This is a genomic window from Litorisediminivivens sp. KMU-197 (assembly GCF_056858395.1).
Genome location: NZ_JBXEQG010000002.1, coordinates 248648 through 266710, shown reverse-complemented (window position 1 = coordinate 266710; position 18063 = coordinate 248648). Strand labels below are relative to the sequence as shown.

The following is an 18063-nucleotide window of genomic DNA, read 5'->3' as shown; positions in this document are numbered from 1 at the left end:
AAGCCAGCATGACGCGCGGCGGCAAGGACAAGGATCGCGGCGAGGACGGGCCCGAGCGAAAGTGCATCGCAACTGGCGAAGTACAGCCGAAGGCCCGGATGATCCGCTTCGTCGTGGGACCCGAGAACCAAGTGGTGCCCGATATCCTCGGCAAGCTGCCGGGGCGCGGCATCTGGGTTTCGTCCACGCGCGAAGCATTGGACAAGGCGGTGACGAAGAAGCTTTTCGCCCGCTCGGCCAAGCAACCGGTCACCATTCCGGACGGTCTGGTGGACGAAGTCGAAAGACAGCTGGCACGCCGCGTGGTCGACCTGATCTCGTTGGCGCGCAAGGGTGGCCAAGCGGTCGCCGGATACGAAAGGGTCAAGGACTGGCTGATGAAGGAAGAGGCAGACGTCCTCATCCAGGCCAGCGACGGATCGGAACGCGGCAAGTCGAAGCTGAGCACGCCCCAGTGGGGCAGCTTCATCGGCTGGCTGAGTTCGAATGAGTTAGGATTGGCTTTTGGCCGACAAACTGTGATACATGGCGCGCTCGCGTCTGGTGGACTCACGGATCGTGTAGTAGAGGATGCCGCAAGATTGAAATATCTGCGCGTGCAAGACGACGGCGGCAGCGGTCGCCGGAAAGGAAAATAGAGCTTCATGAGCGATAATGACGGCAAGAAGACCCTTGGTCTGCGTGGACCTCGTTCAGGCAATGTGAAGCAGAGCTTCAGCCATGGCCGGACCAAGAACGTCGTAGTCGAAACCAAGCGTAAACGCGTTGTCGTGCCCAAGCCTGGTGCCGGCAACAAGCCCGCGACCGGCACCCCCGGGGCCGGCAGTGGCGCTGCCAAGCGTCCGGCCGGGATCACCGACGCCGAAATGGACCGCCGCCTGAAGGCCGTGCAGGCCGCCAAGGCGCGTGAAGTCGAGGAGGCTGCGGCCCGCGAGGCCGAGGAAAAGCAGCGCGCCGAAGAGCGTGACCGCCGTCGCGCCGAGGCCGAGGCCAAGGAGCGCGAACAGCGCGAGGCCGAGGAAAAGGCCAAGGCGAAGGCCGAGGAAGAGGACCGCCAGCGCAAGGCCGCGGAGGATGCAGCCAAGGCTGCCGCCGTCAAGGCCGCGCAGCCCGCGCCCGACCCGGACCAGGCCCGTGCCGCCAAGACCGCACCGGTCAAAAAGGCGCCCGAGCGCGAACAGGACCGCCAGAACCGTGGCAAGGGGGCCCGTGACGGTGGCCGTCGCTCCGGCAAGCTGACCGTGAACCAGGCACTGACCGGCGGCGAAGGCGGTCGGCAACGCTCGATGGCCGCGATGAAGCGCAAGCAAGAGCGCGCCCGCCAGAAGGCGATGGGCGGGCCGGTCGAGCGTGAAAAGGTGGTGCGTGACGTCAAGCTGCCCGAGGCAATCGTCGTCTCCGAGCTTGCCAACCGCATGGCCGAACGTGTCGCAGACGTGGTCAAGGCGCTGATGCAGATGGGCATGATGGTTACGCAGAACCAGACCATCGACGCAGATACCGCCGAGTTGATCATCGAGGAATTCGGCCACAAGTTCACCCGCGTGTCCGACGCCGATGTCGAGGATGTCATCAAGGAGGTCGAGGACAAGCCCGAAGACCTGCAGGATCGTCCGCCGGTCATCACCATCATGGGCCACGTCGACCACGGCAAGACCTCGCTGCTGGACGCGATCCGCAACACCAAGGTGGTGTCGGGCGAAGCCGGCGGGATCACTCAGCACATCGGGGCCTACCAGGTGGAAACCGAAGGCGGCGCCGTGCTGTCTTTCCTCGACACGCCGGGCCACGCAGCCTTCACCTCGATGCGATCGCGCGGTGCCCAGGTGACGGATATCGTCGTGCTGGTCGTGGCCGCCGATGACGCGGTGATGCCGCAGACCATCGAGGCGATCAACCACGCCAAGGCGGCGCAGGTGCCGATGATCGTGGCGATCAACAAGTGCGACAAGCCCTCGGCCAACCCCGACAAGGTGCGCACCGATCTGCTGCAACACGAGGTCATCGTCGAGAAGCTTTCTGGCGACGTGCAAGACATCGAGGTCTCGGCCATCACCGGCAAGGGTCTCGACGAATTGCTGGAAGCCATCGCGCTTCAGGCCGAGATTCTGGAACTGAAGGCCAACCCCGACCGCGCCGCTCATGGTGCCGTGATCGAGGCCCAGCTTGACGTGGGCCGCGGCCCCGTGGCCACCGTTCTGGTGCAGAACGGCACCCTGCGCCAAGGCGACATCTTCGTCGTCGGCGAGCAGTGGGGCAAGGTCCGCGCGCTGATCTCGGACACCGGTGACCGTGTCGAAGAGGCCGGGCCGTCTGTGCCGGTCGAGGTTCTGGGTCTCAACGGTACGCCTGAGGCCGGCGACGTTCTGAATGTCGTCGAAACCGAGGCACAGGCCCGCGAGATTGCCGAGTATCGTGAGCAAGCCGCCAAGGACAAGCGCGCTGCCGCCGGTGCCGCCACCACGCTCGACCAGCTTCTGGCCAAGGCCAAGGAAGACGAGAACGTGGCCGAGCTGCCGATTCTCGTTAAGGCGGACGTGCAGGGTTCGGCCGAGGCCATCGTTCAGGCGATGGAGAAGATCGGCAACGAAGAGGTTCGTGTGCGCGTTTTGCACTATGGCGTGGGCGCGATCACCGAGACCGACGTCGGCCTGGCTGAGGCGTCCAACGCGCCGATCCTGGGCTTCAACGTCCGGGCCAATGCCTCGGCACGGAATTCGGCCAACCAGAAGGGCGTGGAAATCCGCTATTACAGCGTGATCTACGACCTCGTGGACGACGTTAAGGCGGCGGCTTCGGGCCTGCTATCGGCAGAAGTGCGCGAGAACTTCATCGGCTATGCGCAGATCAAAGAGGTCTTCAAGGTCTCCAACGTCGGCAAGGTCGCGGGTTGTCTCGTCACCGAAGGCGTGGCGCGCCGCTCCGCCGGTGTGCGCCTGCTGCGCGACGATGTGGTGATCCACGAAGGTACGCTCAAGACGCTCAAACGCTTCAAGGACGAGGTTGCCGAGGTGCAGTCCGGCCAGGAATGCGGTATGGCCTTCGAGAACTACGACGATATCCGCCCCGGCGACGTGATCGAGATTTTCGAACGCCAGGAAGTCGAACGCACCCTGGACTAATCGTCACTGGAACCAATCTTCAAAGGGGGCAGAGCAATCTGCCCCCTTTTGCATTTCCTGCCGGTATATTAACGGGTCAGCCTGTAGATAGACGGACCGGGAAGCCCTTGAACACTCGGCTGCCGTCCCGCACGGCGATCCGGCCATCGGCGTAGGCACGTACAAAGACACCCTGCACCGCGATGTATTTTCCCAGAAGTATTGTTCTCAGCATCTTCGCCACCCGAGCTGCCGCACCACTAAGAGACGCCTGTCAGGCCAACGGTTGACGAGGTGACCTAAGGTTCGCGTCCATAACAATTTGCCACAGGTTGCTGAAGCTTTCGTTAACGGAGACGGATCAGAGCCAGTCGCGCAGGATCGGGATCAGTGGAATGTCCGCGGGCGGCATCGGATAATCGCGCAGCTTCTGCGGTTTCACCCAGGCCAGTTCCTGCCCTTCTTTCGGATGCGGAATGCCTTCCCATTTGCGACAGGCAAAAAGCGGCATCAGAAGGTGGAAGGTATCGTACTGGTGGCTCGCGAAGGTCAAAGGTGCAAGGCAAGAGGCCCAGGTATCGATGCCCAGCTCCTCGTGCAATTCGCGGATCAGGGCCGCTTCCGGGGTCTCGCCCGGTTCTACCTTGCCGCCGGGAAACTCCCACATCCCGGCCATCGACTTGCCCTCGGGTCTTTGTGCCAGAAGGACACGACCGTCGCGGTCAATCAGGGCGACGGCGGAGACAAGGACGACCTTGGTCAATACATTTTCCTTCATCAGCAACAGCGGATCGGCGCAACCCTACACGCGGGCTTGGCGACTGTCGATCCGCAAAGCCACGTGAACTCAGACGGTTAGGCCTTTGCAGCAGGTGTTATTCCGTCGACACCAGAACGGCCTCGACCCGACGGTTCGCGGTGCGCCCCTCGGCGGTCAGATTGCTTTCCAGCGGCGCCAGATAGCCCATCCCGCCGGCTTCAAGCTGCGCCCGTTTCACGCCATATTCACCCACCAATCGCTCCAGCACCGATCCCGCCCGCCGTCTCGACAGCGCGATATTGCTGTCCAACGCGCCGACGGAATCGGTATGGCCGACGATTGCCACCCGGCGCCCTGGATTACTGGCAAGATAGGCCGCAAGCGCGTCGAGGCTGCCAAAGCTGCCGTCTCCCAGGTCGGAAGAACCGGTTTCGAAGGACAGATCGCTCAGTACCACCCTGCCCCGGCTCTCTAGCGTCTCTGCCAGAGGCCCCGAAATTGTCACAGGAATCGCGTACGCAGCCTCCGGATCGCTGCGCACGTCTGCCTGTGCAACCGTTCCGGCACGGATCAACTGGATGAACCCTGCCGAGGACGACCGCGACACCAAGACCGAGACTGCGGCACCATCCTTTCTGGCGGACAGGAAGCGGAAATTGGTCAGATCGACATACATGCCCGGCCCCGGCATAACCTCGGTCGCGAAGCGAAAATCGAACCCGCCGCAACCGCTGGTCTTGCAGTCGACGACGATCTCGAACCCTGCCGACTGGATTTGCTCGCGCAGCGGAGCGAGAATCTGCAGCAACGTCCGTTGTGTACCGGGCAGCCGCCACGACTGTCTCAGGATCGCGCCTTCAACGACGTCGACCGGGATGCTTCCGTCTGCGAAGGGTCCGGTGGGCAAGGCATAGCTGCCAAGCGGCGTCTTATCCTCTGCCGTCATGCGGGCACCGGACGGCATTGTAAGATCCTGCGCCGCCCCCGCAGTGGCCAGCATGGACAGCATCAACGCCAGCACCCGCATCCGCGTCAGCGCGCCTGAGCGTGGTATTCGGGGTTGGGTTTCATGGCGGTCGCGCTGGCCACCCGATTGGTCATATTGAAGAAACCGGCCACCGAGGCGATGTCAAAGATGTCGCGGTCGCTGAACCCGGCATCGCGCAGGGCCTGCCGGTCGGCCTCGACGATCTCGGCGCTGGACTTCGTCACCTTCTCGGCAAAAAGCAGCATAGCGCTTTGCCTATGATCCAGATCGGCGACCCGCCAATTCATCACCATCTTCTCGCCAAGGCTCGGGTCGCCCGAAAGCTGCCGAACGGCGGCACCATGCGCGACGAGGCAATAGAAGCACTTGTTCACCGATGATACGACAACCGCGATCATCTCCCGCTCAAGCTTGCTGAGCCCGCTATCGGCCAGCATCAGGTCGTTGTACATCGCGGTGAAGGCGTTCAGCTTGTCGATATCGAAGGCGTAGCTGCGCAGCACATTCGGCACCATGCCGAGCTTGTCCTGACATACATCAAAGTATTTCTGCGTATCGTCCGGCAAAGGATCGACCATCGGCAGATCGAGCGCGGTGGGCTGATCGGGTGTGCGCATTTGTATCTCCGGCTGTGCCGGGTGAGCAAACTGCAAAACGCCGGCGTGTTCAACCGCCGGCGTCAAGCTGTCTTGGAAGTTCGGCGCCCGTCTAGGGCCGGTCCGGTGTCAGGTCAGTCCCAGTAGGGACAAGATGGCAATCACGACGACGACTAGTCCGACGAGATAGATGATGCTGCGCATGTCAGGCTCCTGGTTGCTTTAAATCTGATCTTCCAGCTAGCGCCACCGCCCTGCCTGCCAAGAGGAAAACTCGCGAAACTGTGATTTGGACACGTTCAGCCACGCGCGGTCGTCAGGAACATTGCCGATCGCCGGCTGATCTCAGGGTCCATGAAATGGAGGATTTACCATGAGCACCGCAGGCAACAGCAGCCTGGTATCGTCGGCGGACGTCAACGGCACCAACGTGCACGGGTCCGACGGGACGCACATCGGCTCGATAGACCATCTGATGATCGACAAGCAGTCGGGCAAGGTGGCCTATGCGGTCATAGGGTTCGGTGGCTTTCTCGGGCTCGGGGAAGATCATCACCCGGTGCCATGGGGTAAGTTGACCTATGACACCCGCAAGGACGGCTTCGTAACCGATTTGACCGAGACCGAGGTGCAAGGGGCACCGGAACGCAGCGCCGATTGGCACCGCGACCGTGCCTGGGAAACCCGGCTTCACGAGCATTATCGCGCGCCGCTGTATTGGGTCTGAGACCCCGGAGACGAGGAGTTCGGCCTCGCAAGCGGGGCCGTTCTCCGACGCAGTCAGCCGCGCTTGATCCGGTAGTGATAAGTCCCGGCCGGGCGGAAGCCCATCGACCGATACAACCCGTTCGCGGAGGAGTTATCCGCAACGCAGAGAACAGACAGCATCGTGCCGCCTTGTTCGATTGTCCAAAAGGCCGCCGCGCGCATCATCCATTCCGCCAGCCCTTTCCTGCGCTTCTCCGGAACCACCTCAAGAGCGTGCAGCATTGCAGTGTCCTGATGCAGCCCGACATAGGCAGATCCGGCCGGCTCGTCCTCGATACGACCGAGGATCGTGGTCTTTGTGCATTCCGCCCGTTGCATCACCGCGATCCTTTGGGCTCCTATGCCAGCGCTGGCCCAGAGGTCGCGCATGATGGCCAGAGGTTCCCAGATACAAAAGGTCGTCACACGTGGAAGCGGACGGTCTGTGAGAGCGGCTGCCTCAATCACATAGAGGTTCACCGGGTCGATGATCTCGTACCCCGCTGCGGCAAGCTGGGCGTCGAAAGCCATCTCGCCATCGCGGATCAGGAAAAGTGGGACCTGGTTCAGATTGCGCATCGCCCCTTCGGCCTGTTGCAACTCGCTCTTGGACGGCACTTTCCCACCGTTCAGAGTTGCGGCAGAGACGCGCTTGCCCCCACCAGCCCCGTCGCGAAGCGTAAACGGCCCCAGATCGAAGCGGCGCGCCGGTGGCCAGGTCGCCTCGCAGACCCCCATCAGGTGCGCTGCGATGTCGCTCATGGAAACAGCTTCCGCAACCGTGTCATCGCGGCATCGACACGGGTGCCGTCCTGCCCGCGAACCACCACGTTTGCACCGTGCACACCATCCTGCTGATAGGGATAGGAACCGAAGGACAGATCATCGAATTCACCTGCAAGTTCGGCCAGTGGACCGGCGATATCGCCCTCGCCGCGCTGAACCTTGAGGGTCTGGCTGAGCAAGGGCGCGCCGCCGCGCAGCGTCGGCAGGACCGAGGCGACCATAGCCTGAAACACGCTCGGCACACCGGCCATGACATGCAGGTTGCCGATGGTGAAGCCGGGCGCGATAGATACCGGATTATCGATCAGCGTGGCGCCGTCGGGGATGCGGGCCATCCGCAGCCGAGCTTCGTTCAGCGCGCGCCCGGTATTAGCGTAGTGCTCTGCCAGCAGGGTGCGGGCGTCGTCACGCACGTCGATGTGGGCGCCGAAGACCTCGGCGATGCAATCGGCGGTGATGTCGTCGTGCGTGGGGCCAATGCCGCCAGAGGTGAAGACATGGTCAAATCCTTCCGACAACGCCCTTGCCGCCGCGACGATGGCCGGAGCCTCGTCCGAGACCACGCGCACCTCCTTGAGGTCAATGCCCTGCTTGGTCAATTCCCCGGCGAGATAGTGCATGTTGGCGTCGCGGGTGCGACCCGACAGGATCTCGTCGCCGATCACCAGCATGGCAGCGGTGGGATTGGCCATCCGGGCCTCCTTGAACACAGGTTTTCAGAGGTATAGGCGGGGATCATGCGCTTTCAAACCCCTCTTGTGCGAGCCACCCTGCTGCGCCGCTACAAACGCTTCCTGGCCGATTGCCGGCTGGATGACGGGCGCGAAGTTGTGGCTCATTGCGCAAATCCGGGATCGATGATGGGGCTGGCAGAGCCAGGGTTTTCCGTCTGGCTGGAGCCTAACGAAGATCCGAAGAAGAAACTGGATTTCGGGCTGCGGCTGGTGTCGCCTGCCGAGGGTGTGCTTGTCGGTGTCGATACCTCGGTGCCCAATCGCGCTTTGCGCGCGGCGCTGGAGGCGGGCACGGTTCCGGGGCTGGAGGGCTACGACACCGTGCGGCCGGAGGTGAAGTACGGCACCGGCAGCCGGATCGACTTTCTTCTGCAGGGCGCTGGGCGGCGTGACTGCTACGTCGAGGTGAAGTCGGTGACGCTGAGCCGCGCGCCGGGTCTGGCCGAGTTTCCCGACAGCGTGACGGCACGCGGGGCGAAACACCTGCGCGAACTGGCCCTCATGGCGCAGGCCGGACAGCGCGCGGTGATGCTGTATCTGGTGCAGCGCACAGATTGTCAGGCGATGCGGCTGGCTGCGGACATCGACCCGGCGTATGTCGATTGCTTCGCCGCGGCGCGCGCCGCGGGTGTCGAGGTCATGGCGCTGGGGTGCCGCATGAGCCCGATCGAGATTGTGCCTTCCGATCCGATCACCTTCCTTCCGTGACGGATGCCGGACCCCAGTGTGCGGCAGCGCCAACGGGCTGGCCCTTTTTGCTGCAAGCGCATAAGTATAGGGCGAAACACGACGAACGGAGCGACTGCATGAACCGTCACAAGGGCCGGATGACGCGGGACGGCATCAGGATACACGACCCGGCCGATTTCGCAGGCATGCACAAGGCCGGCGCAATCGCCGCGCAGATCCTCGACGAGGTGGCTGGAATGGTCGAGGTCGGCCAGACAACCGGCGCGCTGGATGAGTTCATCGAACGCCGGGTGAAAGAGCTGGGTTCAGAGTCCGCCACGATCGGCTACAAAGGCTATCAGCATGCCTCCTGTATCAGCGTCAATCACGTCGTCTGTCATGGCATACCGGGCGACAAGAAGCTGAAGGACGGCGATATTCTGAACATTGACGTCACGGTGATTGTCGACGGCTGGTTCGGCGATACCTCTCGGATGTTCGTGGCCGGCAAGCTGAGCCGCAAGGCCGAGCGACTGATCCAGGTGACCCATGACGCACTGATGCGCGGGATCGAGGCCGTGCGGCCCGGCAACACCTTCGGCGACATCGGTTTTGCGATCCAGTCTTTCGTCGAAGGCCAGCGTATGTCGGTGGTGCGCGACTTCTGCGGCCACGGGCTGGGCACTGTGTTCCACGCGCCCCCCAACGTGCTGCACTATGGTCGCGCCGGCACCGGGCCGGTGCTGGAAGAGGGTATGTTCTTCACCATCGAACCGATGGTCAACCTCGGCCGTCCGGAGACCAAGGTGCTGTCAGATGATTGGACAGCCGTGACCCGCGACAAATCGCTATCGGCGCAGTTCGAGCATTCGGTGGGCGTGACATCGGACGGGGCCGAAATCTTCACGCTGTCGCCCGCTGGCAAGTTCCACCCGACCTACGAGGAGTAAGCCCCGCGCGAGGCTTTCGTGGATTTCGCGTATTTCGAAAGAAAAGCAGCCCCGGTTGCGGGCTGAATGATCCGTCAGAACAAGGATAGAACCCATGTCTGCGCCGAAACCCATTGTACTCTGCATCCTTGACGGCTGGGGCCTGAGCGACAGCACCGAGGCCAATGCGGTGGCTCTGGCCGAAACGCCGAATTTCGACCGGCTAATGGCGGAATGCCCCAATGCAACGCTGAAGACACACGGCAACGAGGTCGGGCTGCCCACCGGGCAGATGGGCAATTCCGAGGTCGGGCATACCAACATCGGCGCCGGTCGGGTAGTGGCGATGGACTTAGGCCAGATCGACCTCGCGATCGAGGACAAGTCGTTCTTCTCCAACTCGGCGATCCACGCATTCATCGAGTCGGTCAAGGGTCATGATGGCATGGCGCACCTGATGGGCGTGATCTCGGACGGCGGGGTGCATGGCCATATCGACCACGTACTTGCGGCAGTCGAAATGGTGGTCTCGGCCGGGGTTCCGGTGGTCGTGCATGCCGTAACCGACGGGCGCGACGTGGCACCGAAATCCGGCGAGGGGTTTCTGAAGACTCTGATGGGCAAGCTGCCTGAGGGCGCAAAGGTGGGCACGGTAACCGGTCGTTACTTCGCGATGGACCGCGACAACCGCTGGGACCGCGTCGAGAAAGCCTATCGCGCCATAGTGGGCGGCACGGCAGAGCACAACGCGAAGAATGCAGTCGAAGCGGTGCAGGAGGCCTATGCCCGCGACGAGACCGACGAATTCATCCCGGCGACGGTGATAGGTGACTACGACGGCGCAAAGAACGGCGACGGTTTCTTTTGCCTCAATTTCCGAGCCGACCGCGCGCGTGAGATTCTGCTGGCCGTCGGCGAGGACGACTTCGACGGCTTCGAGGATCGCAAACGCCCGCAGTGGTCGTCGATCCTGGGCATGGTGGATTACTCGAAGACGCACGACAGCTTCATGGCCGCGGCCTTTCCCAAGAAGGTGGTAAAGAACACCATCGGCGCTTGGGTGGCGGCGAAAGGGCTAAAGCAGTTCCGGCTCGCCGAAACCGAGAAATATCCGCATGTGACCTTCTTCCTCAACGGCGGCAAGGAAGTCCCCGAGGAGGGCGAGGACCGTTACATGGCACCTTCACCCAAGGTGGCGACCTACGACATGCAGCCCGAGATGAGCGCCGAGGAGGTCTCGGACCAGTTCGTCAAGGCGATCGGGGCGGGATATGATCTGATCGTGGTGAACTATGCCAATCCCGACATGGTGGGCCACACCGGCGATCTGGAGGCGGCCAAGGCGGCCTGCCATGCGGTCGATACCGGATTGGGCCGGGCGCTGGAGGCGCTGGACGAGGCTGGCGGCGCGATGATCGTCACAGCCGACCACGGCAATTGCGAGGTGATGGTCGACCCCGAGACCGGCGGTCCGCACACCGCGCATACGCTGAACCCGGTGCCGGTGATCCTCGTCGGGGGACCCGAGGGTGCGTCGCTGCGCTCTGGCGGCAAGCTGGCCGATCTGGCGCCGACGCTGCTGGCGCTGATGCAGATCGACCCGCCGGAAGAGATGACCGGGGAGAGCCTGATCGCATGATCCTTCGCGCGTTTGTCGTGGTGGCGTTACTGGCTGCGCCTGCATCTGCACAGCAGGATCCGGGTGCGGCTGCGCTGGATGCCGTTCGCATTCTCGAGGAATCCTCGCAGGCCCTGACCGAAGCCAAGGGCGGGCGGGAGCGGGTCAAGGCCCTGACCGAGATCGTCAAGGGTTATGAATCCGGGCTGGCCGCGCTACGTGACGGTTTGCGGGCGGCGTCACTGCGTGAGGCGCAATTGACCGAAGACCTGCGGGCGCGGGACACCGAGATTTCTCAATTGCTCGGCATCTTGCAGTCGATGTCGCGGGCGCCGGCGCCGGTGACGCTGCTGCATCCCTCCGGACCGACTGGTACGGCGCGGGCGGGAATGCTGCTGACCGACGTGACGCCGGGGTTGAAGGCCAAGGCCGACGCGCTGCGCGCCGATCTGGACGAGGTGCAGACCCTTCGTCTGCTGCAGGAGCAATCGGTTCAGAAGCTGCGCGAAGGCCTGACCGGGGCGCAGGATGCGCGCACCGCGCTGTCGAAGGCCGTGGCCGACCGAAAGGACCTGCCGCAACGCTTTGTCGAGAACCCCGTGCAGACCGCCGTTCTGATCGCTGCCACCGAGACTCTGGAAGGGTTCGCCAGCGGGCTCAGCACCATTGCCGAGGACGAGGCACAGGGCAGTTTGCCGGATATTAGCCACCGCAAGGGCAAGCTGCCGCTGCCGGTGCAGGGGCAGTTGCTGCGCGGTCCGGGTGAAGCCGATGCCGCCGGAGTCCGCCGCCCCGGCATTCTGGTGGCAACCGGGCCACAGGCCGTGGTGACAACGCCGACCGCCGCCACCGTGCGCTATGCCGGGCCGCTTCTGAACTATGGTCTGGTGACCATCCTGGAACCACAGGCCGATACGCTTTTCGTCTTTGCCGGCCTGGACGCGGTCTTCGGCAGGATCGGCCAGGTGCTGCCGGGCGGCGATCCGGTGGGCCTGATGGGCGGGGACCTGCAGACCGATGTCTCACTATCGGGTGAAGGGGCTGGAACTACGCGGCCGGAAACGCTCTATATAGAGGTGAGAGAGCATAATCAGCCGGTGGACCCGCAGGACTGGTTCCGCACCGACAAGGGATAAGCAACCTATGAAAAGATTCTTCATGGCCGCCATCGGCGGCACGCTGGCAGGCATCGTCGCCACGACCCAGATCGCCGGCCCGCTGTTGGCGCAGGAAGACGGCAAGACGGTCAACGTCTACGAACAACTCGACCTCTTCGGCGACATCTTCGAACGCATCCGTGCACAATACGTCGAGGACGTCGATGAACGCGAGCTTGTCGAAGCCGCGATCAATGGCATGCTCACCTCGCTCGACCCGCATTCCAGCTATCTTTCGCCCGAGGACGCTGCCGACATGCGCGTTCAGACCCGTGGCGAGTTCGGCGGACTGGGCATCGAAGTCACCCAGGAAGAGGGTTTCGTCAAGGTGGTCTCGCCGATCGACGGCACCCCGGCTGCGGCGGCTGGCATCGAGTCAGGCGATTTCATCACGCACGTCGACGGCGAATCGGTTCTTGGTCTGACGCTGGACGAAGCTGTCGAATTGATGCGCGGACCGGTCGGGTCGGAAATCATCATTACCGTGGTCCGCGAGGAAACCCCCGAGCCCTTCGACGTCTCGATCATCCGCGACACGATCAAGCTGACCGCCGTGCGCACCCGCACCGAAGGTGAGACCGTTGTCCTGCGCGTCACCACCTTCAACGATCAGACCATGCCGAACCTCGAGGACGGACTGAAGGAACAGCTTGAGGCCGCCGGCGGGTTGGACAACATCAACGGCATCGTGCTTGATCTGCGTAACAACCCCGGTGGGCTGCTCACCCAGGCGATCCGGGTGTCGGATGCCTTCCTCGAAGAAGGTGAGATCGTTTCGACCCGGGGCCGTCAGCCGGAAGACGGCGAACGCTACAACGCCACTCCGGGTGATCTGGCCGATGGCAAGCCGATCGTGGTGCTGATCAACGGTGGTTCGGCTTCCGCGTCGGAAATTGTTGCCGGCGCTTTGCAGGATCACCGCCGCGCCATCGTTGTGGGTACCAAGTCGTTCGGCAAGGGGTCGGTACAGACCGTCATGCCGCTGCGCGAAGGCGGCGCGATGCGCCTGACCACCTCGCGCTATTACACGCCATCGGGCCGGTCGATCCAGGCATTGGGCGTTTCGCCCGACATCGTGGTAGAGCAGCCCCGTCGTGATCCTGCCACCGAGGAAGAGGCCGAAGAGGGCACGACGCCACAATCCCGGTCCGAAGCCGACCTGCGCGGCTCGCTCGATAATGACAGTCTGTCCGAGGACGAGGTGCGCCAGATCGAAGAAGACCGGGCCGAGGCAGAAGCTGCTGCCAAGCTGCGCGAAGAGGACTATCAACTGGCCTATGCGATCGACATCCTCAAGGGTCTGGTTGCATTGGGTCCGCGGAACAAGTGAACCTTGGCGCCCACGGGATCCTGCATGGGCTCGGGGGCGCAACCGTTATTCAAAGAGATGGCGAAGACCGATTGACGGATCTCCGCCCGCGTCCGGAGGGACCGATGCGCTCTGAGGACATCGCCAAGCTGCCCTATCGCCGCAACGTGGGCGTCATGTTGGTCAACGCCGAGGGACATGTCTTCGTCGGCCAACGCAGCGACTCGGATGCGCCGGCATGGCAGATGCCGCAAGGCGGGATCGACAAGGGTGAGGACCCGCGCGCCGCTGCCCTCAGGGAATTGCAGGAAGAGACCGGCGTCGCACCCGAACTGGTGACGGTGGAGGCCGAGACCACCGAGTGGATCCCCTATGACCTTCCGCATGACCTCGTGCCGAAGATCTGGAAAGGCCGCTACCGTGGGCAGGAACAAAGATGGTTCCTGCTGCGGTTTCATGGCAGCGACGATCAGGTTCGTATCGACGCTGACGATTTTCAGGAATTTTCCGAATGGCGCTGGCTTCCGCCCGAAGACCTGGTGACGAATATCGTGCCGTTCAAGCGTGACGTCTATGCCCGCGTGGTCGAGGATTTCGCGCCCTATCTGGAGGGATAACCCATGCTTCGCCTGACTGCCGCCCTGCCCTTCGTGTTCTGGTCTGCCGCCGCGCAGGCGCTGAGCTGCCTGCCGCATGACGTGGCGGCCACCTTCAAAGAGGCTAATGCCAGCGAGGATCGGTATGTGGTGGTCGTGGGGCGGCTGACATTCGCCCCCGATCTCCTGCCCGAAACCGACCTGAACAACCAGCAGGACACGCCCGAAGAGACGCGCATTCCCGCGACGCTGGTCGGCACAGCGTTGTCACCTAGCGGTTTTGATCAGGCCTACAGTCAGGACATCGTGCTGAATGCACAGTGTTTCGGGCCTTGGTGCGCCACTGCCGTGCCCGGACAAGAGCATCTCGCCTTCGTCAACATCGACCGCGATCCGGCAGAGCTTGTGATAACTCCCTGCGGCGGGAACGCCTTTGCCGAACCCACCGAAGAGATGCGCGCGCAGGTTCTGGCCTGTACCAAGGGCGATTGCGAGCCAAAGTCGAAGCGGTAAAGGAAAGACTTCTGCCATTCGTTCGACCGCTCTTCAGTTATGGCTTCACCTGACAAGCAGCGGCGTTCCCGGCGCGGCCAGCGCAGCGATGCGGCGCAGATGGTCGGGTCGAAAGGCAATGCAGCCTTCGGTCGGATAGCCGGGCCGCCGCCACCGGTGCAGGAAGATGGCGGATCCCCTGCCGACCTCGGCCTTCGGCCAGTTCCAGTCGGTCAGCAGGATCAAGTCATACAACGGATCGGCACGACGCAGGACCTCGTGCGAACCGGTATAGGGCGCCCTGACCTGGAGGTTATAGTCTGCCCGGCACGCATCGTCGGACCACAGGTCACCGGGACGGATTGGCCGCGCCCAGGGGGCAGGCCGCGGCAGACGGTCGGGGCGGTAGAGCAGCCCGGTTATGCAGTGAAGTCCGCGCGGAGTGGCCACGTCGCCTTCGCGTTTGTCGGACGTGAGGCCCGCGCGCCCGATGGTGCATGGCCACAGCCGGCCCGCGAAGCGCAAACCCAGCGGGGTCAGGACCATCACAGCAGGTGGCCCGACTTTGCAGCCTTGGTGGCCAGGTAGGCGGCGTTCTGATCGGTCAGGCCCACCTTCAAAGGGACACGTTCGGCAACAGCGACGCCCGCGTTTTCCATCATGGCAATTTTCTTGGGATTGTTTGTCAGCAAACGCACGGTCCCAAAGCCCATCTGCTTCAGGATATCCGCCCCGATGCGGAAATCACGCTCGTCATCCTCGAAGCCAAGGCGGTGGTTGGCCTCGACAGTGTCGAAACCCTGATCCTGAAGACTGTAGGCACGCATCTTGTTTGCTAGCCCGATGCCGCGCCCCTCCTGATTGAGATAGAGCAGCACCCCGCGACCCTCTTCGCCCATCTGGGCCAGCGCGGCGTGCAATTGCGGTCCGCAGTCGCATTTCAGTGACCCCAGCACATCGCCCGTGAAACAGGCCGAATGCAACCGCGCCAGCACCGGTTCGGAGCGGTCGGGCGAACCAACCTCGAAAGCATAGTGCTCGACCCCGCCGTCGTCGGGCCGGAAGATGTGCAACCGGCCTCCGTTTGCCAGCCTCACCGGCAATCGTGCAGCCACGACCGGATGCGGATGCGACGCGCGCAGCAGCAGGGGGCCGGATGTTTCGGCGTCCAAGACGGTAAGCAGGGCAGCATCCGGCAATTCCGCGGGATCGCAATCGAGCATCACCGCCGCGGGCAGCAGATGCGCTGTCTTGACCAGCGACACCGCCAGTCGGTTCAGTGCGGCGTCGCCATCACGCAAGGCGAAAAGCGGGCCCTTCATCGGCATGTGCAAATCATCTTTGGGATCGGCAATGGCGCGTATCCAGGCGCAATCGGCATCCTCGGGCAGGGGCAACCGGGCAACATCGCCGTCATAGGCACGGGCCTTAAGCGTCTCGGCGCGGCGACCGGTAATCGTCATCACGAGTTGTCCCCTCAACGCGCGCAACGCTGCCAGACGGTCCGGCCCCATGGTTTCGGCCGCCAGAACCAACATCGAAGAGCCGTGACCGCGCAGAATGACCGGCACCCCCATGCGCAGATCGGCGCGGGCGCGGTTGATCAGTTCCTCTGTCGAAGGCGCGAAAGCATCTGTCATCACGGCTGTCATGTAGACCTTAATCCAAGGAAATTGAAACATTTCCTTGATTGGGCCGTTATGAACACACGAGGCCGTGAAAGCATTGCAGCAAAACTTGTGCCCTGCCCTGACAGTGACGATCTCATTGACGACAAATACCGGAGGACGCGCAATGGCCCAATTGAAGAACCTGCTTCTCGTCGACGATGACGACGACTTGCGCGAAGCGTTGGCAGAGCAACTTATCATCACCGAGGATTTCGAGGTTTTCGAGGCCGACAGCGGCGCCGCCGCGATGGAAAAAGTGAAGGCTTCGCATTTCGACCTGATCATCCTCGACGTTGGTCTGCCCGACACCGACGGACGCGAGCTTTGCCGGTTGATGCGCAAGCAGGGCGTCAAAGCTCCGGTGCTGATGCTGACCGGCCACGACAGTGATGCCGATACAATTCTGGGCCTTGATGCCGGCGCGAACGACTATGTAACCAAGCCCTTCAAGTTCCCCGTCCTGCTGGCGCGTGTCCGTGCGCAGCTACGCCAGCATGAGCAAAGCGAGGACGCGGTTTTCGCTCTTGGCCCCTATACCTTCAAGCCGGCGATGAAGACGCTGGTGACCGAGGACGAGAAGAAAATCCGTCTGACCGAGAAGGAAACCAACATCCTGAAGTATCTCTATCGTGCGCCAGAAGGCGTCGTTCCGCGCGACGTGTTGTTGCATGAAGTCTGGGGTTACAATGCAGGTGTGACGACGCATACGCTTGAGACGCACATCTACAGGTTGCGCCAGAAGATCGAGCCGGAGCCGTCCAACGCACGGCTTCTGGTCACGGAATCTGGTGGTTATCGCCTGAATGCCTGAAGGTCGTATAGCGTCAGAGCGGTTCTGATGCTATGCTCAAGGTAGAACAGTTCCCGTCGCATGTGCGGGTTATCACATGCACCTCCCTGTTGGACTGACCCGGGCTTCGGCTCGGGTCTTTTTTTGATCGCAAAACCGGCCGAAACCGTTGATAGATCGGGACCGACCTTTCGACAGGTCGGCCCCGTGTTCAGATCATTCGCGCACCAGCTTTTCGTAAGCTTCGGACATCTCGCGGGTCAGCGCACCGACTTCGAAGGTGTAGTCGCCGATCTGGCTTACCGGAGTCACTTCCGCCGCCGTGCCGGTCAGCCAGCATTGCTCGAAACCTTCCAGTTCCTCGGGCATGATGTGGCGCTCGTGCACCGTGATCTGGCGGTCCTTCAGCATGCCGATCACCGTCTGGCGGGTGATGCCGTTGAGGATGCAGTCGGGGTCGGGGGTGTGCACTTCCCCGTCCTTGACGAAGAAGATGTTGGCGCCGGTCGCTTCGGCCACGTAACCGCGATAATCCATGAACAGCGCGTCCGAGCACCCCTTCGCCTCGGCCGCGTGCTTGGACATGGTGCAGATCATATAAAGCCCGGCAGCCTTGGCCGAGGTAGGAATGGTCTCGGGGCTGGGGCGCTTCCATTTGGAGATGTCGAGCTTGGCGCCCTGCATCTTGGCGTCGCCGTAGTAGGCGCCCCATTCCCATGCGGCAATGGCCACCCGCACCGGGTTCTTCGACGAAGCAACGCCCATGTCCTCGCCCGAGCCGCGCCACGCGACGGCACGGACATAGGCATCGGTCAGCCCGTTGGCCTTGAGCGTTTCGTACTTCGCGGCCTCGAGTTCCTCGACCGAATAGGGGATCGGCATATCAAGCAGTTCGCCGGACTCGCGCAGCCGCTCGGAGTGGCGGGCGCTCTTGAAGATCTTGCCGTTATAGGCCCGTTCGCCTTCGAATACGGAACTGGCGTAGTGCAACCCGTGGGTCAGGACATGCACGTTGGCATCCCGCCAGTCGACGAGCTTGCCGTCCAACCAGATCTTGCCATCGCGGTCATCGTAAGCGCCAGCCATGTCGCTCCTCCAAAGCTGTTCTTTTTCCATATGTT

General features: G+C 62.8%; 20 protein-coding genes. 11 read left to right on the top strand and 9 right to left on the bottom strand.

The window, feature by feature from the left end; all coding sequences use genetic code 11:
- Positions 1-8 precede the first annotated feature (8 nt).
- Both AC04PT_RS06185 and infB read left to right on the top strand, forming a co-directional pair.
- A complete protein-coding gene (locus AC04PT_RS06185) occupies positions 9-638 on the top strand; it encodes an RNA-binding protein (protein WP_482872724.1) in 630 nt (209 codons plus the stop codon).
- 6 nt (positions 639-644) lie between these two features.
- Positions 645-3122: a translation initiation factor IF-2 gene (gene infB, locus AC04PT_RS06180; protein ID WP_482872723.1), complete on the top strand. Its 2478-nt coding sequence runs from the start codon at positions 645-647 to the stop codon at positions 3120-3122.
- Between the two features lie 76 nt (positions 3123-3198).
- Here the strand turns inward: infB and AC04PT_RS06175 are convergent, their stop codons facing one another.
- From AC04PT_RS06175 to AC04PT_RS06160, 4 genes are all read right to left on the bottom strand, one after another.
- Positions 3199-3336 (bottom strand): hypothetical protein, encoded by a 138-nt coding sequence (locus tag AC04PT_RS06175; protein ID WP_482872722.1) that lies wholly within the window; start codon positions 3334-3336, stop codon positions 3199-3201.
- A 126-nt stretch (positions 3337-3462) separates the two neighbouring features.
- A complete protein-coding gene (locus AC04PT_RS06170) occupies positions 3463-3879 on the bottom strand; it encodes a (deoxy)nucleoside triphosphate pyrophosphohydrolase (RefSeq protein WP_482872721.1) in 417 nt (138 codons plus the stop codon).
- 97 nt (positions 3880-3976) lie between these two features.
- The gene (locus AC04PT_RS06165; protein WP_482872720.1) at positions 3977-4888 is read right to left on the bottom strand and encodes an OmpA family protein; all 912 of its coding nucleotides are present in this window, start codon (positions 4886-4888) and stop codon (positions 3977-3979) included.
- 5 nt (positions 4889-4893) lie between these two features.
- A complete protein-coding gene (locus AC04PT_RS06160; RefSeq protein WP_482872719.1) occupies positions 4894-5466 on the bottom strand; it encodes a peroxidase-related enzyme in 573 nt (190 codons plus the stop codon).
- Between the two features lie 352 nt (positions 5467-5818).
- Here AC04PT_RS06160 and AC04PT_RS06155 point away from each other — a divergent pair, with 352 nt between their 5' ends.
- A complete protein-coding gene (locus AC04PT_RS06155; protein WP_482872718.1) occupies positions 5819-6172 on the top strand; it encodes a PRC-barrel domain-containing protein in 354 nt (117 codons plus the stop codon).
- A 53-nt stretch (positions 6173-6225) separates the two neighbouring features.
- Here the strand turns inward: AC04PT_RS06155 and AC04PT_RS06150 are convergent, their stop codons facing one another.
- Complete coding sequence (locus AC04PT_RS06150) at positions 6226-6954, bottom strand: GNAT family N-acetyltransferase (protein ID WP_482872717.1); 729 nt, start codon at positions 6952-6954, stop codon at positions 6226-6228.
- Positions 6951-7670: a competence/damage-inducible protein A gene (locus AC04PT_RS06145; protein WP_482872716.1), complete on the bottom strand. Its 720-nt coding sequence runs from the start codon at positions 7668-7670 to the stop codon at positions 6951-6953. The genes AC04PT_RS06150 and AC04PT_RS06145 overlap by 4 nt, the downstream gene beginning before the upstream one ends.
- Before the next feature lie 45 nt (positions 7671-7715).
- Between AC04PT_RS06145 and sfsA the strand changes: the two genes are divergently transcribed.
- From sfsA to AC04PT_RS06110, 7 genes are all read left to right on the top strand, one after another.
- Positions 7716-8420 carry a DNA/RNA nuclease SfsA gene (gene sfsA, locus AC04PT_RS06140; protein ID WP_482872715.1) on the top strand — a complete coding sequence of 235 codons (705 nt, stop codon included), beginning with the start codon at positions 7716-7718 and terminating at the stop codon, positions 8418-8420.
- Between the two features lie 98 nt (positions 8421-8518).
- On the top strand, positions 8519-9331 hold the full coding sequence (map, locus tag AC04PT_RS06135) for a type I methionyl aminopeptidase (protein WP_482872714.1): 813 nt from the start codon (positions 8519-8521) through the stop codon (positions 9329-9331).
- Positions 9332-9425: 94 nt separating this feature from the next.
- Entirely contained in the window at positions 9426-10949 is a 1524-nt protein-coding gene (gene gpmI, locus AC04PT_RS06130) for a 2,3-bisphosphoglycerate-independent phosphoglycerate mutase (protein ID WP_482872713.1), read from the top strand.
- The gene (locus tag AC04PT_RS06125) at positions 10946-12064 is read left to right on the top strand and encodes a murein hydrolase activator EnvC family protein (RefSeq protein ID WP_482872712.1); all 1119 of its coding nucleotides are present in this window, start codon (positions 10946-10948) and stop codon (positions 12062-12064) included. The genes gpmI and AC04PT_RS06125 overlap by 4 nt, the downstream gene beginning before the upstream one ends.
- A gap of 7 nt (positions 12065-12071) precedes the next feature.
- On the top strand, positions 12072-13415 hold the full coding sequence (locus AC04PT_RS06120) for a S41 family peptidase (RefSeq protein ID WP_482872711.1): 1344 nt from the start codon (positions 12072-12074) through the stop codon (positions 13413-13415).
- A 104-nt stretch (positions 13416-13519) separates the two neighbouring features.
- Positions 13520-14011, top strand: a complete 492-nt coding sequence (locus AC04PT_RS06115) for an RNA pyrophosphohydrolase (RefSeq protein ID WP_482872710.1) — start codon at positions 13520-13522, stop codon at positions 14009-14011.
- Positions 14012-14014: 3 nt separating this feature from the next.
- A complete protein-coding gene (locus AC04PT_RS06110) occupies positions 14015-14503 on the top strand; it encodes a hypothetical protein (RefSeq protein ID WP_482872709.1) in 489 nt (162 codons plus the stop codon).
- Between the two features lie 45 nt (positions 14504-14548).
- Here AC04PT_RS06110 and AC04PT_RS06105 read toward each other — a convergent pair whose 3' ends face one another.
- Together AC04PT_RS06105 and ribA are read right to left on the bottom strand one after the other, a co-directional pair.
- Positions 14549-15028, bottom strand: a complete 480-nt coding sequence (locus AC04PT_RS06105) for a L,D-transpeptidase family protein (protein ID WP_482872708.1) — start codon at positions 15026-15028, stop codon at positions 14549-14551.
- Positions 15028-16122 (bottom strand): GTP cyclohydrolase II, encoded by a 1095-nt coding sequence (ribA, locus tag AC04PT_RS06100; protein WP_482872707.1) that lies wholly within the window; start codon positions 16120-16122, stop codon positions 15028-15030. Before ribA ends, AC04PT_RS06105 begins: the two co-directional genes overlap by 1 nt.
- 154 nt (positions 16123-16276) lie before the next feature.
- Here ribA and AC04PT_RS06095 point away from each other — a divergent pair, with 154 nt between their 5' ends.
- Positions 16277-16963 (top strand): response regulator transcription factor, encoded by a 687-nt coding sequence (locus AC04PT_RS06095; protein ID WP_482872705.1) that lies wholly within the window; start codon positions 16277-16279, stop codon positions 16961-16963.
- Between the two features lie 195 nt (positions 16964-17158).
- On the opposite strand, the gene AC04PT_RS06090 is transcribed toward AC04PT_RS06095, so the two are convergent.
- On the bottom strand, positions 17159-18028 hold the full coding sequence (locus AC04PT_RS06090; protein ID WP_482872704.1) for a branched-chain amino acid aminotransferase: 870 nt from the start codon (positions 18026-18028) through the stop codon (positions 17159-17161).
- Positions 18029-18063 lie beyond the last annotated feature (35 nt).

Excerpts from the sequence above, each read along its gene's own strand:
- AC04PT_RS06165 (WP_482872720.1), bottom strand. The coding sequence starts at position 4,888 with ATGCGGGTGCTGGCGTTGATGCTGTCCATGCTGGCCACTGCGGGGGCG.
- AC04PT_RS06090 (WP_482872704.1), bottom strand. The coding sequence starts at position 18,028 with ATGGCTGGCGCTTACGATGACCGCGATGGCAAGATCTGGTTGGACGGC.
- map (WP_482872714.1), top strand. The coding sequence starts at position 8,519 with ATGAACCGTCACAAGGGCCGGATGACGCGGGACGGCATCAGGATACAC.
- sfsA (WP_482872715.1), top strand. The coding sequence starts at position 7,716 with ATGCGCTTTCAAACCCCTCTTGTGCGAGCCACCCTGCTGCGCCGCTAC.
- gpmI (WP_482872713.1), top strand. The coding sequence starts at position 9,426 with ATGTCTGCGCCGAAACCCATTGTACTCTGCATCCTTGACGGCTGGGGC.
- AC04PT_RS06150 (WP_482872717.1), bottom strand. The coding sequence starts at position 6,954 with ATGAGCGACATCGCAGCGCACCTGATGGGGGTCTGCGAGGCGACCTGG.
- AC04PT_RS06155 (WP_482872718.1), top strand. The coding sequence starts at position 5,819 with ATGAGCACCGCAGGCAACAGCAGCCTGGTATCGTCGGCGGACGTCAAC.
- AC04PT_RS06095 (WP_482872705.1), top strand. The coding sequence starts at position 16,277 with ATGGCCCAATTGAAGAACCTGCTTCTCGTCGACGATGACGACGACTTG.
- AC04PT_RS06160 (WP_482872719.1), bottom strand. The coding sequence starts at position 5,466 with ATGCGCACACCCGATCAGCCCACCGCGCTCGATCTGCCGATGGTCGAT.
- AC04PT_RS06105 (WP_482872708.1), bottom strand. The coding sequence starts at position 15,028 with ATGGTCCTGACCCCGCTGGGTTTGCGCTTCGCGGGCCGGCTGTGGCCA.
- AC04PT_RS06110 (WP_482872709.1), top strand. The coding sequence starts at position 14,015 with ATGCTTCGCCTGACTGCCGCCCTGCCCTTCGTGTTCTGGTCTGCCGCC.
- AC04PT_RS06175 (WP_482872722.1), bottom strand. The coding sequence starts at position 3,336 with ATGCTGAGAACAATACTTCTGGGAAAATACATCGCGGTGCAGGGTGTC.
- AC04PT_RS06120 (WP_482872711.1), top strand. The coding sequence starts at position 12,072 with ATGAAAAGATTCTTCATGGCCGCCATCGGCGGCACGCTGGCAGGCATC.
- ribA (WP_482872707.1), bottom strand. The coding sequence starts at position 16,122 with ATGACAGATGCTTTCGCGCCTTCGACAGAGGAACTGATCAACCGCGCC.
- AC04PT_RS06185 (WP_482872724.1), top strand. The coding sequence starts at position 9 with ATGACGCGCGGCGGCAAGGACAAGGATCGCGGCGAGGACGGGCCCGAG.
- AC04PT_RS06145 (WP_482872716.1), bottom strand. The coding sequence starts at position 7,670 with ATGGCCAATCCCACCGCTGCCATGCTGGTGATCGGCGACGAGATCCTG.
- AC04PT_RS06125 (WP_482872712.1), top strand. The coding sequence starts at position 10,946 with ATGATCCTTCGCGCGTTTGTCGTGGTGGCGTTACTGGCTGCGCCTGCA.
- infB (WP_482872723.1), top strand. The coding sequence starts at position 645 with ATGAGCGATAATGACGGCAAGAAGACCCTTGGTCTGCGTGGACCTCGT.
- AC04PT_RS06115 (WP_482872710.1), top strand. The coding sequence starts at position 13,520 with ATGCGCTCTGAGGACATCGCCAAGCTGCCCTATCGCCGCAACGTGGGC.
- AC04PT_RS06170 (WP_482872721.1), bottom strand. The coding sequence starts at position 3,879 with ATGAAGGAAAATGTATTGACCAAGGTCGTCCTTGTCTCCGCCGTCGCC.